13 protein-coding genes are annotated in these 14,632 nt (G+C 64.7%); 11 read left to right on the top strand and 2 right to left on the bottom strand.

What is annotated here, in order from left to right:
• The first annotated feature begins 8 nt into the window (after positions 1-8).
• From GJE22_RS05795 to GJE22_RS05745, 11 genes are all read left to right on the top strand, one after another.
• Complete coding sequence (locus GJE22_RS05795) at positions 9-1,091, top strand: branched-chain amino acid ABC transporter permease (protein WP_144688302.1); 1,083 nt, start codon at positions 9-11, stop codon at positions 1,089-1,091.
• Entirely contained in the window at positions 1,084-1,959 is an 876-nt protein-coding gene (locus GJE22_RS05790; protein ID WP_022349242.1) for an ABC transporter ATP-binding protein, read from the top strand. Before GJE22_RS05795 ends, GJE22_RS05790 begins: the two co-directional genes overlap by 8 nt.
• Positions 1,960-2,661, top strand: a complete 702-nt coding sequence (locus tag GJE22_RS05785) for an ABC transporter ATP-binding protein (protein ID WP_019129129.1) — start codon at positions 1,960-1,962, stop codon at positions 2,659-2,661. It abuts the gene before it with no gap.
• Between the two features lie 473 nt (positions 2,662-3,134).
• A complete protein-coding gene (locus GJE22_RS05780; RefSeq protein WP_328592321.1) occupies positions 3,135-3,854 on the top strand; it encodes a copper homeostasis protein CutC in 720 nt (239 codons plus the stop codon).
• A 105-nt stretch (positions 3,855-3,959) separates the two neighbouring features.
• The gene (locus tag GJE22_RS05775; protein ID WP_144688303.1) at positions 3,960-4,184 is read left to right on the top strand and encodes a hypothetical protein; all 225 of its coding nucleotides are present in this window, start codon (positions 3,960-3,962) and stop codon (positions 4,182-4,184) included.
• Positions 4,185-4,463: 279 nt separating this feature from the next.
• Positions 4,464-5,810, top strand: a complete 1,347-nt coding sequence (gene brnQ, locus GJE22_RS05770) for a branched-chain amino acid transport system II carrier protein (protein WP_144688364.1) — start codon at positions 4,464-4,466, stop codon at positions 5,808-5,810.
• 55 nt (positions 5,811-5,865) lie between these two features.
• Positions 5,866-7,011 carry a macro domain-containing protein gene (locus GJE22_RS05765; protein ID WP_144688304.1) on the top strand — a complete coding sequence of 382 codons (1,146 nt, stop codon included), beginning with the start codon at positions 5,866-5,868 and terminating at the stop codon, positions 7,009-7,011.
• Positions 7,012-7,204: 193 nt separating this feature from the next.
• Positions 7,205-7,945 carry a vWA domain-containing protein gene (locus GJE22_RS05760; protein ID WP_218957893.1) on the top strand — a complete coding sequence of 247 codons (741 nt, stop codon included), beginning with the start codon at positions 7,205-7,207 and terminating at the stop codon, positions 7,943-7,945.
• Positions 7,946-8,087: 142 nt separating this feature from the next.
• Positions 8,088-8,894, top strand: coding sequence for an AIM24 family protein (locus GJE22_RS05755; RefSeq protein WP_144688305.1), 807 nt, complete (start codon positions 8,088-8,090; stop codon positions 8,892-8,894).
• 241 nt (positions 8,895-9,135) lie between these two features.
• Positions 9,136-10,956 (top strand): adenine deaminase, encoded by a 1,821-nt coding sequence (locus GJE22_RS05750; protein WP_144688306.1) that lies wholly within the window; start codon positions 9,136-9,138, stop codon positions 10,954-10,956.
• Between the two features lie 18 nt (positions 10,957-10,974).
• Positions 10,975-11,769 carry a Cof-type HAD-IIB family hydrolase gene (locus tag GJE22_RS05745; protein ID WP_144688366.1) on the top strand — a complete coding sequence of 265 codons (795 nt, stop codon included), beginning with the start codon at positions 10,975-10,977 and terminating at the stop codon, positions 11,767-11,769.
• A gap of 96 nt (positions 11,770-11,865) precedes the next feature.
• Here the strand turns inward: GJE22_RS05745 and GJE22_RS05740 are convergent, their stop codons facing one another.
• Together GJE22_RS05740 and GJE22_RS05735 are read right to left on the bottom strand one after the other, a co-directional pair.
• Positions 11,866-13,371, bottom strand: a complete 1,506-nt coding sequence (locus tag GJE22_RS05740) for an ATP-binding cassette domain-containing protein (RefSeq protein ID WP_144688307.1) — start codon at positions 13,369-13,371, stop codon at positions 11,866-11,868.
• An 18-nt stretch (positions 13,372-13,389) separates the two neighbouring features.
• Entirely contained in the window at positions 13,390-14,550 is a 1,161-nt protein-coding gene (locus tag GJE22_RS05735; RefSeq protein WP_144688308.1) for an ABC transporter substrate-binding protein, read from the bottom strand.
• Positions 14,551-14,632 lie beyond the last annotated feature (82 nt).

Raw genomic sequence — 14,632 nt, 5'->3', positions numbered from 1 at the left:
TGATTCACATGGGTTTCATGCATCTCAAGCCGCAGACGCGCTCGACCGTTATCACCTATGCGATCGTGATCGTCGCGTTCATCGTGGTAACGCTCCTCGACGGGATGGGGCTCATCTCCAACTCCCTCTCGGGTCAGCTCGTGCCCATCTGCGCCTACGTGTCGCTCGCCGTATCCCTCAACCTCGTGGTGGGCGTCTCGGGTGAGCTCTCGCTCGGACATGCGGGATTCATGAGCGTGGGCGCCTTCACCGGCGTGATCGTGGCGGGGTGCTTGGCGCGCATGGGCGTCGAGTCCGAGCTTTTGCTCTTCGCGGGGTCTGCCGTCGTCGGTGCCGTCGTTGCGGGCATCATCGGCTTTTTGGTGGGTATCCCGGTCATGCGCCTGCGTGGTGACTACCTGGCAATCGTGACGCTTGCGTTCGGTGAGATCATCAAGAATCTGCTGAACAACTTCTATATCGGCGTGGACGATGCCGGGCTGCACTTCTCTATGACCGACAGCTCGTCGCTCGGCATGAGCCAGGGTACGATTCTCATCAACGGGCCCAAGGGTGCCGTGGGAATCGACAAGATCTCGACCTTTGTCCTGGGTGTCGTGGTGGTGCTCATCACGGTTGCCGTGGTCTTGAACCTCATGCACAGCCGCGACGGCCGCGCCATCATGGCCGTGCGCGACAACCGCATTGCCGCGGAGAGCGTGGGTATCAACACCACGAAGTACCGCCTTATCGCCTTCACCGTGGCGTCGGCCCTGGCAGGCATGGCGGGCGTGCTCTACGCCATGAACTATTCCACGGTCATTCCCTCGCAGTTCGATTTCAACCAGTCCATCCTCATCCTCGTTTACGTGGTGCTTGGCGGCATGGGCAACATTTCTGGTTCGATCATCTCGGCTGCGTTCCTCACCGTGCTGCCCGAGGTCCTTCGCCCCATCAACAACTACCGCATGCTCATCTATGCCGTGGTGCTCATCCTCGTGATGGTCGTGCCGCATACCAAGGTGTACCAGCGCGCGGCCGATGCACTCCGCGAGCGGTTCCATAAGGCGGCGCCCAAGCCTGCTGCGGAAGGAGGCGAGGCCGATGAGTAAGCTCACCGATTTTGGCAAGCAGCGCCGTGAGACCACCAAGATGGTGCCGGTGCCGAGCGTCTCGATCATGCCCGAGCGCGACCTTGGGTCTGCGCCCGCTCTTGAGTGCCTGCACCTGGGCATTGAGTTCGGCGGCCTCAAGGCTGTGGACGACTTCAACGTTACCGTGGGCAAGACCGAGATCTGCGGCCTCATCGGACCCAACGGCGCAGGCAAGACCACGGTGTTCAACCTGCTCACCAAGGTCTACAACCCCACGCACGGCACGATCATGGTCGACGGCAAGGACACCGCCGGCATGAACCCGGCCAAGGTGAACCAGCTGGGCGTGGCCCGAACCTTCCAGAACATCCGTCTCTTCAACACGATGACGGTCGAGGAGAACGTGATGGTGGGCCTGCACAACCAGCGGCACTGCGGCCTTGCCACGAGCGTCCTGCGCCTGCCGCATCATTGGAAGAGCGAGCGCTGGTACCACGAGCGCGCCCTTGAGTTGCTCGACATCTTCGACATGACGGGGCTCGCCACCCACGAGGCCGGCTCGCTGCCCTACGGTGCCCAGCGCCGCCTGGAGATCGTGCGCGCGCTCGCCACGAATCCCAAGCTGCTGCTGCTCGACGAGCCTGCGGCGGGCATGAACCCGTCTGAGACGGCGGACCTTATGGAGAACATCGTCAAGATTCGCGACACCTTCCAGATCGCCATCATGCTCATCGAGCACGATATGAACCTTGTCATGAATATCTGTGAGGGCCTGTGCGTGCTCAACTTCGGAAAGATCATCGCGAAGGGCACGCCGGAGGAGATCCAGCAGAACGAGGCGGTTATCGAGGCGTATCTCGGCAAGCAGAAAGGGGGCGAGGCGTAGATGCTCAGCGTGTACAACATCAACGTCTGGTACGGGGCGATCCATGCCATCAAGAACGTCTCCTTCGAGGTGAACGACGGCGAGACCGTGGCGCTCATCGGCGCGAACGGCGCCGGAAAGTCCACGACTTTAAAGACGCTCTCGGGCCTGCTGCGTTCCCGCTCCGGCTCCATCAAGTTCATGGGCGAGGACCTCATGCATATGCCTGCCGAGAAGATCGTGCAGAACGGCCTCGTGCACGTGCCCGAGGGGCGGCGCATCTTCCAGCAGATGACGGTCGAGGAGAACCTCGACATGGGCGCCTATACCCAGCCTAAGGAGAGCATCGCCGAGAACCTGGAGCGCGTGTATGCCCAGTTCCCGCGCCTGAAGGAGCGCCGCCGCCAGGTTGCCGGCACGCTCTCGGGCGGAGAGCAGCAGATGCTCGCCATGGGCCGCGGTCTTATGGCGAACCCCAAGCTCCTCATGCTCGATGAGCCTTCGATGGGTCTCGCACCCATTCTCGTGGAGCAGATCTTCGAGATCATCGAGTCGCTTCACGATGCGGGTACCACGATTTTGCTGGTCGAGCAGAACGCGCAGATGGCCCTTTCGGTGGCAACGCGCGGTTACGTGCTCGAAACGGGTAGGATCACGCTTTCTGGCACCGGTCAGGAGCTGTTGCATAACGACGATGTGAGGAAGGCATACCTGGGCGGGTAGACTCCCTACGGAAGCCCCGGTCCCCTTCTGAGCTGGTCCTCGGAACTCGGCCATGCCGAGTTCCTGCGGAATCGCTCAAAGAGGGCCGGGGCTTCCTGCGTTACCGCCCGGATTGCGGCTCAGATCATGCCGAATCGACGCGGAAAAGGCGCGCGCGGGCGTGGCGCGATGGCGCTTTCAACTTTTGGGCACTTTAAAGCGCACCGGCCAAGTATCCCGGAAATGGGCGATCAATCCTCCTGTGGGTTCATGCGTCGCTGCAAGCCCTGTACTTAGCCTTCCCTGTATGGAGTGCCCAAAAGTTGCAAATACGTTGGAGAACAGCTTCCCGTTCGGCGCGCATTCCATATGAAGCGCGCAACGCGCCTGAGGCGCAGGGCGTGTCGGCTTGCGGCGCTGGGGAGGGGGCGACCTCGTTCCCGTTCCGTGGTACTCTGAGGGCATGAATGCATTGCGATTAAGGAGCCTGCCCAATGTCTCTTAGCCTGCTGCGCGAGTTTTGCGCCGAGAACTTCACCGATGTTCCTGCCGCCATCGAAGCCGGTGCCGACCGCATCGAGCTCTGCGACAATCTGGCGGTGGGCGGTACCACGCCTTCTGCTGGCGTGATCGGCGCCGCGACGGTTTACGCGCATGAGCGCGGCGCGCGCGTCATGACCATGATTCGCCCCCGCGGGGGAGACTTCGTGTACGGGCCCGCTGAGCTCCAGATGATGCAATCGGATATCGAGACGGCTTGCCGGCTTGGCACCGACGGCATCGTCTTCGGCTGCCTTGAGCGCCGGGGGCACGGTTTCTGGCTCGATCTTTCCGCTATTGAGGCGCTCGTTGCCCGTGTTCGCTGGATGCAGGACCAGCGCGACTGGAGCGGTATTCCGCGTGAGTTTGATCGCGAGGACCAGCGCATCGATATCACGTTTCATATGGCGTTCGATGAGCTCGCTCCCGAGGACCAGTTCGAGGCCATCGACGTGCTCGTAAAGATGGGCGTGACGCGCATCCTCACGCATGGCGGTCCCGCAGGCACTCCCATCGATGGTAACCTGCCTAGGTTGCGGGAACTCATCGCATACGCAAACGGGCGCCTGGCCATTCTTCCCGGTGCCGGCATCACCTATGAGAACGCTACGCGCATTGCTGGCGAGCTCGGCGTGAACGAGGTCCATGGGACCAAGATCGTGCGCCTCGCGTAGCAGTCCTTCTCCACGGAGAAAGTTGCCCTTGGCTATCTTATATGGCACAATCGTGGCATCATTTACGAGAGGCGCAGATGCGCCGACGACGCCGAGGGAGGTTCCGTGGCAGCTCAGGTTCGCCTATGCAAGAAATGCTCTGGTATCAAGGCCAAAGACCTTAAAGGCGCCGTGGGCAAGGAAGATGTCCGCTGTGGCTGCTTCGGGGTGTGCAGAAAGAAGCACCCTGAACTTAAGGGCAGCGTGTACGTGCGGGTGAGGGGTGACATCGTGTCGGCGGGCTCGAAGAAGAAGCTGCGGCGTGCCGTGGCGGAGGCACTCGCCGAGTGATGGAGCGGCCGCAGGGTGCTGTGGTGCATGGAGAGGTGGAAGTGCGGGCCAGGTGATGAGAGGCCTGCCATGCCATGGTGGAGGCGCCATCCGATCGATGAGGTCTGGCGGCGAGGGGCGCGCCAGGGCCCGCGGCGACTGGGCCGCTCCATGCCGTTTCGGCCGAGGGCCCGGCATGCTAGTATGGCAGGTGCTCAATGCAGGCATGCGGGGACGCTGCGGCATGCGGCGACCGAGCCTCATGCAAAAGATGCGTCCGGGAAAGGATGGGGCTTGGCGATGCAGCAACCCAATCAACCCGACCAGACGCCGTCGTGCGAGGTCTTGGCGCCACGCCAGATGGTCTCGGTGGGCGTTGCGCTCTTCTCTATGTTCTTCGGGGCGGGCAACCTGATCTTGCCGCCGCTTCTTGGCGTGCAGGCGGGGCAAGATGCGCTGCCCGCGCTCATCGGATTTTTCGTCGCGGGAGTAGGCCTGCCTGTGCTGGGTATCGTTGCCGTCGCCCTCGCGGGCACGGTGCGCGACCTCGCCGCCCGTGTCCATCCGGTGTTCTCACGCGCCTTCGTCGCGGTGGTCTACCTTGCCATCGGTCCCTGCCTTGCCATACCGCGCACCTCTTCAACGGCGTATGAGATGCTTCTGCCGCTCCTTCCCACATCCGTGGACCCCGGCTTGATGCGTCTGGCGTTCTCGGTGGCGTTCTTCGTTCTCGCCTATGCGCTCGCCATGCACCCGGGGCGCATCACAAGGCTTCTGGGCAAGATTACCGGCCCCCTGCTTATCGTGCTCATCATCGCGGTCGTGGGTTCTGCGCTCTTTTCCGAGGGCGAGCCGCTCGCGCCCGCCAGCGCCCCGTACGACGCAAATCCAGCCGTGCAGGGCTTTCTTACGGGCTACCAGACCATGGACCTGCTCGCGTCGCTCACCTTTGGCCTGGTGATTGCGACGAGCATTCGCGGCATGGGCGTGACCGAGCCCGCTGGCGTGACGCGCGAGGTCTGCCGCGCGGGCCTCATCGCCGGCGTGCTCATGATGCTCATCTACGGCGGTCTTGCCGTGGTGGGGGTCCGGTTGAGTGAATCGCTCGCGGGCGCTACGAACGGTGCCACGGTGCTCACGGCTTCTGCGACATTGCATTTCGGAACGGTGGGAACGGCGGTGGTCGCTGCCATATTCCTGCTGGCATGCCTGAACGTCTGCATCGGGCTCATCGGCTGCTGCGGTACCTACTTCTCGCAGGAGGTGCCGCGTATTCCGTATCGTGGATGGGCGCTTGCGTTCGCTCTATTCTCGTGCATCGCCTCGAATGCGGGCCTCGACGCCATCTTGGCGTTCTCGGTTCCGCTGTTGAGCGCCCTGTATCCGGTGGCGATCGTGCTCGTGATCATGGGCATGTGTCATTCCGTGTGCGACCGCCTGCCCCAGATGTGGCCCTGGGTGGTGGGAGTCGTTGCCGTGGTGGGCGTGCTCGGGAGCGTGCGCGATGCGGTTGCTCCGGGCGCGTGGCTGCCCATCGATGCTCTGCCGCTCGCCTCTTGGGGGCTCGGCTGGATCGTTCCGGCGATTGCGGCAGCGTGCATCGGCATGCTGCATGCAAAAGTATCCGCTCGTGGCGCGTGTCGGTAGGGCTGTCGTTTGGCGGCGGCGGGTACGTGCGGCGCTAGGTTGATGGGGGTCGGTCATGCCGTTTTCGATTGTTCGCGATGACATCTCTCGCGTGCACGCAGACGTTCTGGTGAATGCCGCAAACGTGCGCTTGGCGCCGGGCGGCGGCGTATGCGGGGCGTTGTTCTCGGCTGCGGGGTTCGACGAGATGCGCGCGGCATGCGAGGCTATCGGCGGGTGCGCGACGGGAGATGCCGTGGCGACGCCCGCGTTCAACTTGCCTGCGCGCTGGTGCGTGCATGCCGTGGGGCCCATCTGGCGCGGCGGGAGAGCCCACGAGGAGGAGCTGCTTCACCGTTGCTACCGCAGCGCCTTCGCGCGCGCGGTGGAGCTCGGCGCCCGGTCTGTCGCGTTCCCGCTCATTTCGGCGGGCATCTATGGATTCCCCGTTGAGCGCGCGCTCGCTATCGTGCGCGAGGAAGTTGCCGCGCTTCTGGAGCATCACGACGAAATTGAGCTGACACTCGTGGTGTTCGAGCGTGCGGTCGTCCAGATGGGCAACGCGCTCGTCGAGCAGGTTCAAGAGTATATCGATGACGAATACGTCGATTCGAGCTCTTTTATGCGGCGCGATACGGGCGAGCTTGAACGCGAGCTGCGGTGGATGGAGGATGCCTCCGCGCCGCTTTCTGTGGAGATGGCCGAGCCCGTCGCCCTGCCTGAATACCTCCGAGAGGACGATGCGCCTATCGTGATGCCGAGCGCGTCGAGGCCGTTCGTTGCTTCAAGCATCACGGCACCGGGCGCTGCGATGCCAGGCGCGCCGTCGCGTGCCGGCACTACACTCGATGCGGAGATTGCCCAGCTGGTCGCCACGCTCGACGCACCGTTTTCCACGACGCTGCTCGCTCTCATCGATGCCCGGGGGATGACGGACGCCGAGGCGTACCATCGTGCGAACATCAGCCGTCAGCTCTTCTCGAAGATACGAGGAAATGAATCGTACCGCCCGTCCAAGCAGACGGTCGTGGCGCTCGCCATCGCGCTTGAGCTCGATATGAGTGCCACGCAGGACCTACTTGCTCGCGCGGGGTTCACGCTGTCGAAGAGCAGCAAGTTCGACGTGATCGTTCGTTTCTTCATAGAGCGCGGTATCTACGACCTGTTCCAGCTTAACGAAGTGCTGTTCGCCTACGACCTGCCGCTCGTCGGTTCGGTGTAGCCGCGTTCGGGCGGCGCCGGGGCACTTGGTGGGCGCCGGCGCACTTGGCGGGCCGGGCGTTCGGGTGGCGCCGGGCGTTCCGCGGGCGCGTTCCGGGCGCCTGCGCCAAATGTCGCCTGCTGGTTGACCACCGGAGCGCGGGCGCAGCGTACCCTTCACGGTGTCGGATAGTCGATGCCGTAAGGAGGCAACCATGGATAAGCGACACCTCGATCACAACGCCGGGCGCACCCGTTCGCACGTCTGCAGCGAGTCCGCCACGCACGCCGAGCGCGCCAAGCGCGATGAGCCCGCCGCGCGCACCGAGCTGATATTCATCCTCGATGCGAGCGGTTCGATGTCAGGTCTGGAAGACGACACCGTGGGAGGCTTCAACGCGATGCTTGCCGAGCACCGCGACGGACCGGGCGAGGCCATCGTGTCCACGCTCATATTCAACGATCATACGCGCGTGCTCCACGACCGCATGGATGTCCGCAGCGTCGAGCCGCTCACGCGGAACGAGTACCGCTGCAGCGGCTGCACGGCGCTACTCGACGCGGTGGGTGGGGCCATCGACCATGTCGACCTCGTGCAGCGCGTGCAGCCTGCGGGCTACGAAGCGGACAAAGTGCTCTTCATCATCACGACGGATGGTATGGAGAATGCGAGCAGCCGCTACTCGTATCGCGAGGTAAAGCGGCTGATCGAGCGGCAGAGGGAGAAGGGCTGGGAGTTCATCTTCATCGGGGCGAACATCGACGTTGCCCGCGAGGCGGAACGGCTCGGTATCGACCGCGACTGTGCCGTCGGGTACGTGCACGATGAGGTCGGCACGAATGTGATGTATCGGGCGGCGTCGTGCGCAGCCCGCATGGTGCGGTGCAGCGAGCCGTTGGAGGCGGGCGTTTGGCGTCGAGAGCTCGATGAGGACGTGCACCGGCGCGGGCGCTAGCCGTCGCGACGATCCGCCTGCCTGCTCTCGGGGCACTCGCGCGCACCACGGCCCCGTTGGGCGAAAGGGCGCCCGGCGCACTGCCTCGCGGCCCTATAATCCCGGTAAGGTTAGGGCGCACGGCGCAGATGAGGGGGCAATCATGTCGTACACCATCTACAACTTTCTCAATAACGACGACGTAAAGGTTTTGCACCAGGCGGGGCAGTTCCAGGTTATCCAGTGGGACCGCGACCTATCCGTTGCTCCCTGGAGCGCGCAGGAGGCGTGGTTCGCATCGCAGATGGATGTGCGCCGCCGTCAGCTCGTCGCGACCCTCGATGGCCGCACGGGCGTGACCCTGCAGGCAGGGGCCATGCAGTGGACGGTCGGCCAGGTCCATGCCAATACCGGCGTCAAGAGCGCGGGCGATCTCTTCGGAAAGATGGTGCGCGGCGCGGTGAGCCAGGATTCCATCATCAAGCCCGAGTATTCCGGCACGGGCATGCTCGTGTGCGAGCCCACCTGGCGCCACCTGCTCTTGCTCGATCTCTCGCAATGGGGCAATTCGATCGTGCTCAACGACGGCCTGTTCCTTGCATGCGACAGCACCATTCGCCACGACCTGCAGCGTCGGTCGAACATGTCGTCGGCCGTGGCGGGCAACGAAGGCCTGTTCAATCTGAGGCTCGATGGCGCGGGTGTGGTCGCGCTCGAGTCGCCGTGCCCGCAAACCGAAGTGCTCTACGTCGACCTGCAAAACGACGAGCTCAAGGTCGATGGCAACTATGCGCTCGCATGGACTTCGGGGCTCGAGTTCGCGGTCGAGCGCTCCGGCAAGTCGCTCATCGGCTCTGCGATGAGCGGGGAGGGCCTGGTGAACGTGTACCGTGGTACCGGTCGCATCATGATGGCTCCCATGCAGCCGGCGACGAGCTATAACACGAACGCCGCCAATCCTACGGACTAGCGATACGGCGAGTACTCGGCGAAGCATTGCGGGGTGCGGCGTGCTATGCGCGGCTCCCCGCTTTTTCATCTATCGCGCTCCTCCTATGTTTCGCTGCAACCCCTCAGCGGATTGCACGCGCGGTTTTGGGTATCATGCTCCACAAACGTGCGCTGCGTGGTTCGGTGGGGATCCCTGCGCGTGGTTCGGCAGGGATTCCTGCGCGCGAGGGCGGTCCGGCACCCGATGGAGAGGGGATAGCATGGCGGCAGACGAGATCAAGCTCCTGGTCGACGTGGCGGAGGGCCGTGCGCAGGCCGATACGCTGTTCACCAATGCCCAGATCGTAGACGTCTACGGGCAGCGCGTGGTGCGCGGCCGTGTGGCGGTGGCAGATGGTGCGATTGCGGGAGTGCTCTTCGACGATCGCGACGGCGCTGTTCCCGATCCCCCTGCAGCGCAGGTCATCGACTGTGAGGGTTGCTATCTTGCCCCTGGTTTCATTGACGGCCACCTGCATATCGAATCCTCGAATGTGCGGCCCGCAGAATACGCGCGCATGGCGCTCGCGCGCGGCACCACGACGGCCATCGCGGACAGCCACGAGATCGCGAACGTCTGCGGGCTCGACGGCCTCGCGTTCATGATCGAGGACGCTCGCCGCATTCCACTCGATATCAAGTTCATGATGCCCTCGTGCGTGCCCGCGCTGCCCGACGAGCAAGCGGGCGCCTCCATCACCGCCGAGGATATGCGCGCGTTTATGGGTGAGCATCCGGGCGAGGTCTTCGGCTTGGGCGAGATGATGAACTATCCGGGCGTTGAGGCGGCGGATGCAGAGACCCTTGCGCGCATCGATGCCGCCGCTGCGACCATTTCGGGCGTGGTGGACGGCCATGCGCCGCTCGTAGCCGGGGCGGACCTCAACGCCTATGTTGCAAGCGGCGTCATTGCCGACCATGAGTGCACCGGTCCTGAGGAGGCGCTCGATAAGCTTTCGCGCGGGATGTATATCATGCTGCGCGAGGGAACATGCAGCCACGATCTAGAGGCGCTAAGCCCCGTGGTGCTCGAGAACCCGCTTCGCGCGCGCCGCTGCTGCTTTGCCACCGATGACCGTGCACCGTCGGATGCCCTCGCGATCGGCATGATCGACAACGCCTGCAGGCTCGCGGTGGAGCGCGGCATCGATCCGGTGCTCGCCATTTCCATGGGTACGCTCTCCACGGCCGAGTGCTTCGGGCTCGATCACGGCCACGGCGGCCCGCTCGAGCATCGCGGCGCCATCGCGCCGGGCAAGCGCGCCGATCTGCTGCTGCTTGACGACCTTTCGTTCGAGCGCGCTCCGCACCGTGTGTATGCTGCGGGAAAGCTCGTTGCCGAAGACGGCTTGTTCGTGGGCGACGTTGCGCCGGAGACCGCGCGCGTGCAGGAGCTCGAGGCGACGCTTCGCGGCTCCGTGCGCCTGCCCGAGCTCTCGCCCGAGGTGTTCTCCTACGATTTCCGGCCTGGAAGCGCGGTGATCGATGTGATTCCCGGCAATGCCATTACGGGGGCCGCGCATCCCGATTCTAGCGAGGGCCTCCGGCGCATCATGCTCATTGAGCGTCATGGCCGCGGCGTGGCCGCGCAGGCTGCGGGCGCGGACGGCGCGGGGCCTGCTGGATACGGCCTTACGGGCACGCACATCGGGCGTGGATGGGTGCGCGGCTTCACCATCACCGGTGGCGCTATCGCCTCCACGGTGGGGCACGATTCCCACAACGTCTGCGTGGTGGGCGATAACCCGCACGATATGTTCGAGGCCGTGCGAAACGTGGGGCAGGGCGGCTTTGTGCTCGTGCGCGACGGCGCGGTTATCGCAAAGCTCGCGCTGCCGCTCGGCGGGCTCATGAGCGATGGCACGGCGGAAGACGTGGCCCGCGAGCACGATGCCTTCGTGCAGGCTGCGCGCGCTGCCGGCATCGAGCCCCCGCTCGATCCCATCATGGGCATGATCTTCCTCCCGCTTCCGGTCATCCCCACGCTCAGGATTCGCCCTGAGGGCGTTTTCGATGTCACGACCTTCACGTATGCAAGCTAATGCCGAAAGGAGCTCATGTTGATCCGCCTCATCGCCTCCGACATGGACGGTACCCTGCTTGACGAGCATAGCGAGGTTCCGCCCGAGACCTACGACCTCATTCTCGCCCTGCGCGAGAAGGGCGTGCACTTCGCCGCATCCTCGGGGCGCCGCTTCGACCGGCTGTGCCAGTTCTTCGCGCCCGTGAGAGACAAGATGGATTTCGTGGCCGCCAACGGTGCCCAGGTGTATGTGGATGGCGAGCTCGTGGATCGCGAGGTGTTCTCCCATCTGGGCATTCGCCGCTTGGCGAAGACCGTTGGTAAATTCGAGAGCTTGCACATGGCGCTTTTCGACGATGAGAAGTCGTTCCTGCTCGACGACGAGGATAAGTTCGTGCGCGAGATTGACAAGGACCTTCCCAACGCCGAGCGCATCTGGTATCTGCCCGAGCCCGATGTGAGCATTCTCAAGATCTCGATCTACTGCGAGGACGGGCACGTGATGGACTATGCCTACGCGCTCTCCCGCGAGCTGGGCGACGAGTTCCTATTCGCGCCCTCGGGCACGCACTGGATCGATGCGCTCCAGCGCGGCGTGAACAAGGCCACGGGCATCGAGCAGGTCATGGCGCACCATGGGATTACGCGCGACGAGGTGATGGCGTTCGGCGATTCGATGAACGACTACGAAATCATCCGGTTCGTGGGCACCGGTTGCGCGATGGCCAACGGCCGCCCCGCGCTCAAGGCAGTTGCCAACCGCGTGATTGGCTACAACTATGACCAGGCTGTGCAGGGCGAGATGCGGAAGCTCTTGGAGAGCTTGGGCTAGCGCGTTCGGTTCGCGCTGCCGTGCTCGGTAGAGCGGATTAGGGCTGGCGCGCCTTCTGCATGCACATGCGCTTCCGCTTCTGCTCCGGATCTGCTCTTATCTGAGCCCTACGTGCACGATGCGCGCGCCGATGAGCTCGGCGTCGCGCTTGTCGTGCGAAGCCATGACAACGATGCGCCCCCGTTCGCGCTCGCGAATGATGGTGGCGACGTGCTCCCGGGCGGCTGCGTCGAGTCCGTTGAAGGGCTCGTCCAGCAATAGTATCTCGTGCGGGGCGAGCAGCGCCCGGGCGAGCCCGATGCGCCGACGCTCGCCGCCTGAGCAGATGCCCGCCGGAGCGAGTTGCCGCTCGCCGATGCCGAGAGCCTGGAGCAGGCTCGGAGCCTCGGCCCATGCAGGGCTCTCGGCAGGGAGCCCGATGCGTGCGTTCGCCAGCGCGCTCGCTTGGTCAGCAAGGCGGTCGTCTTGGAAACTCATCGCGACACGGGGGAGGGGCTCGCGATCGCATGGATCCCCGAACACGACGGATCCGTCGTCGGCCGTCTCGAGCCCGGCGATGATGCGCAGGAGCGTTGACTTTCCCGAGCCGGACGGCGCCATGAGGCAGATCGGTTCGCCGCTGCGCGCCGTGAACGTGACGCCATTGAGGACGGGCGCGCCGCCGAACGCCTTCGATAGCCGCTCGAGACACAAGCGATGCTCTGCATTCCGTGCGGCGGGTGCACCGGTTGCCTGCGCGTTGCCGACCGGCGACTCGGCTGTCGTTGTGCGCTCGATACGACCGGCGCTTCCTGCCCGCCCGCAGGCAAGGGGCTCAATCCATGCGAGCGCCCCGCACAGGGCGGCTGTGCACGCGGCGCTCGCCAGCACCACGGCGAGCGTCACCGCGAAGAGCGCGGGCGTGTCAAAGTAAACCTTCGCGTCGTAGATCGCTTCGCCGAGCGATCCTGCAGGTATGCCGATGACCTCGGCCGCAACTCCGGCTTTCCATGCGGTGCTGAGCCCGAGCGCAAGTGCGGTGCTCAGATAGGGGAAGAGCGTTGGCATCACGAGAAGGCGCAGGCGGCGAACAGGCGGGACATGGTAGAGCCTGGCCGCCTCCTCCAGCTTGCCGTCTGTCGCGCGCAGCCCCTGGAGGACGTTTTCGTATACGATGGGCAGCACCACGAGCAGCACGACGAGCATGGCGAGGTTGGCGGCGCGCAGCCAGATGAGCGCGAGCACGGTGATGGACGCCACAGGCACGCTCTTTGCGAGCGCCATGAGGGGTGCGAGGAGCTCCTCTACGACGCGCCAGCGCGCGGCGGCGAATGCCCCGACAGCGCCGCATGCCGCTCCGAGCGCGAAGCCGCCCGCAATGCGCACGAGGGAGAACCCCACGCGCGCCCAAAACGCGGGCTGGGGCACCATCTCGACGAGGCGCGCGAGCACGGCGACGGGTCCCGGCAGCAAGAGCTCGCTTCCCAGGGCAACCGCGGCAAGCTGCCAGATCGCGAGCCAGAAGGCGCCGGCCCAGAGAGCCGGGCGACGGCTTGGGCGCGCGTCCTTCGCACCGATGTGCCCTTCGCGTTCCGTGCGCTCAGATGTCTGCCGCTTGCTCATGGATCTAGATATGCTCGGCTAGGCGCCGTAGCAGAAATCGTCGCCCGGCATCGCGCCGCCCACGGAGGCGGGGTCGGCGTCGTAGAGCGTCTGGAGATACCCGGTGAGCGCTCCCGCCATCTCCGCGCCCGTCATGCAGACGATGTTGCAGTAGGGGATGGCCTGCTCGGCCACCTGCGCGGTCACGATATCGGCTGCCTCGATGAGCTGGGCCGCCGCCGAGGGGTCGTCGTTCACGAAGCCGACGGATGCAGCGTAGGCATCAAGGAGCTCTTCGACCGCCGCCGGGTGCTGCCAGGCAAACGTGCTCCGAGCCACGGCCACGCCGGTGATGAGCTGCGAGTTGCCTCCGTTGGCAGCGACGGTCTCGTCCCAGACCTCGGTGAGGTCGAGTGCGATGCGCGCGCCTTCCACCTTGGCAAGCGCGCTCGTGGCGAAGGGCTGAGGGAGCATGCAGACGATGGACGGGTCGGCTTGGAGCGCCGCCAGGCACTCGGCATGCTCGCTCGCCCATTGGATGGCCACGTCCGTTTCGGGGTCGATGCCGTTTTCGCGCAGCAGGTACTCAAGCGCGTACTGCGGGGTCGAACCGCGGCCGGCGGAATAGATGGTGCGGCCAGCGAGGTCGGTGATGTCGTGGATGGTCTCTCCTGCTTCCACGATGTCGAGCACGCCGAGGGTGTTCACGCAGAGTACCGTTACCGCCCCTTCGGTCTTCTGATAGAGCGTGGCGGCGAGGTTCGCGGGCACGCACAGCACGTCGAGGTCGCCCTGAATGAGCTGAGGAGCGAGCTCGTCGGCAGAGCTCGCGAGCGTGAACTCGTAGTCGTTCTCAAGCGCGCCGATGCCGGCGGGGTCGGTGCCCACGGGGGTATCGGTCGCGACAGCATCGCCCGACGAACCGTCGTCGGTGGCCGCAGCATCACTTGCTGCGAACATGCCCGCGGCGTCCATGAGCCCGACGAGGCCCATGCCCGTAGGCCCTTTGAGCGCGCCGATGCGCACGGTGGTGGGCTCTGCGCCCTCGCTCGAAGAGTTCATCCCGCTGCCGGCGTTCGACCCACCGTCCGTATTTGAGCTGCAGCCGGTGATACCCAGACCGATGGCGATGGTGGCGAGCCCGCTGGCGAAAGCGCGGCGAGTGATGGTGGCATGGTGCTGCTGTTGCGTGGTGCCCATGGAAACCCCCAGAATTTGTGTGATGAGCGCGGATACCTACCACTATATCAGTGCGGAATCGAATGCGCTCCCCGCGCGTGCG

The sequence above is a fragment of the Enorma shizhengliae genome (assembly GCF_009676995.1).
In the GTDB taxonomy this organism is placed as follows: domain Bacteria; phylum Actinomycetota; class Coriobacteriia; order Coriobacteriales; family Coriobacteriaceae; genus Enorma; species Enorma massiliensis.
The sequence above is the reverse complement of the archived record's forward strand: the minus strand, read 5'-3'. Positions and strand labels throughout refer to the sequence as shown.

What these genes read in the sequence shown, in the direction of transcription:
- GJE22_RS05795 (WP_144688302.1), top strand. Translation starts at nt 9, where the DNA reads ATGGGTTTCATGCATCTCAAGCCGCAGACGCGCTCGACCGTTATCACC.
- GJE22_RS05790 (WP_022349242.1), top strand. Translation starts at nt 1,084, where the DNA reads ATGAGTAAGCTCACCGATTTTGGCAAGCAGCGCCGTGAGACCACCAAG.
- GJE22_RS05785 (WP_019129129.1), top strand. Translation starts at nt 1,960, where the DNA reads ATGCTCAGCGTGTACAACATCAACGTCTGGTACGGGGCGATCCATGCC.
- GJE22_RS05780 (WP_328592321.1), top strand. Translation starts at nt 3,135, where the DNA reads ATGTCTCTTAGCCTGCTGCGCGAGTTTTGCGCCGAGAACTTCACCGAT.
- brnQ (WP_144688364.1), top strand. Translation starts at nt 4,464, where the DNA reads ATGCAGCAACCCAATCAACCCGACCAGACGCCGTCGTGCGAGGTCTTG.
- GJE22_RS05765 (WP_144688304.1), top strand. Translation starts at nt 5,866, where the DNA reads ATGCCGTTTTCGATTGTTCGCGATGACATCTCTCGCGTGCACGCAGAC.
- GJE22_RS05760 (WP_218957893.1), top strand. Translation starts at nt 7,205, where the DNA reads ATGGATAAGCGACACCTCGATCACAACGCCGGGCGCACCCGTTCGCAC.
- GJE22_RS05755 (WP_144688305.1), top strand. Translation starts at nt 8,088, where the DNA reads ATGTCGTACACCATCTACAACTTTCTCAATAACGACGACGTAAAGGTT.
- GJE22_RS05750 (WP_144688306.1), top strand. Translation starts at nt 9,136, where the DNA reads ATGGCGGCAGACGAGATCAAGCTCCTGGTCGACGTGGCGGAGGGCCGT.
- GJE22_RS05740 (WP_144688307.1), bottom strand. Translation starts at nt 13,371, where the DNA reads ATGAGCAAGCGGCAGACATCTGAGCGCACGGAACGCGAAGGGCACATC.
- GJE22_RS05735 (WP_144688308.1), bottom strand. Translation starts at nt 14,550, where the DNA reads ATGGGCACCACGCAACAGCAGCACCATGCCACCATCACTCGCCGCGCT.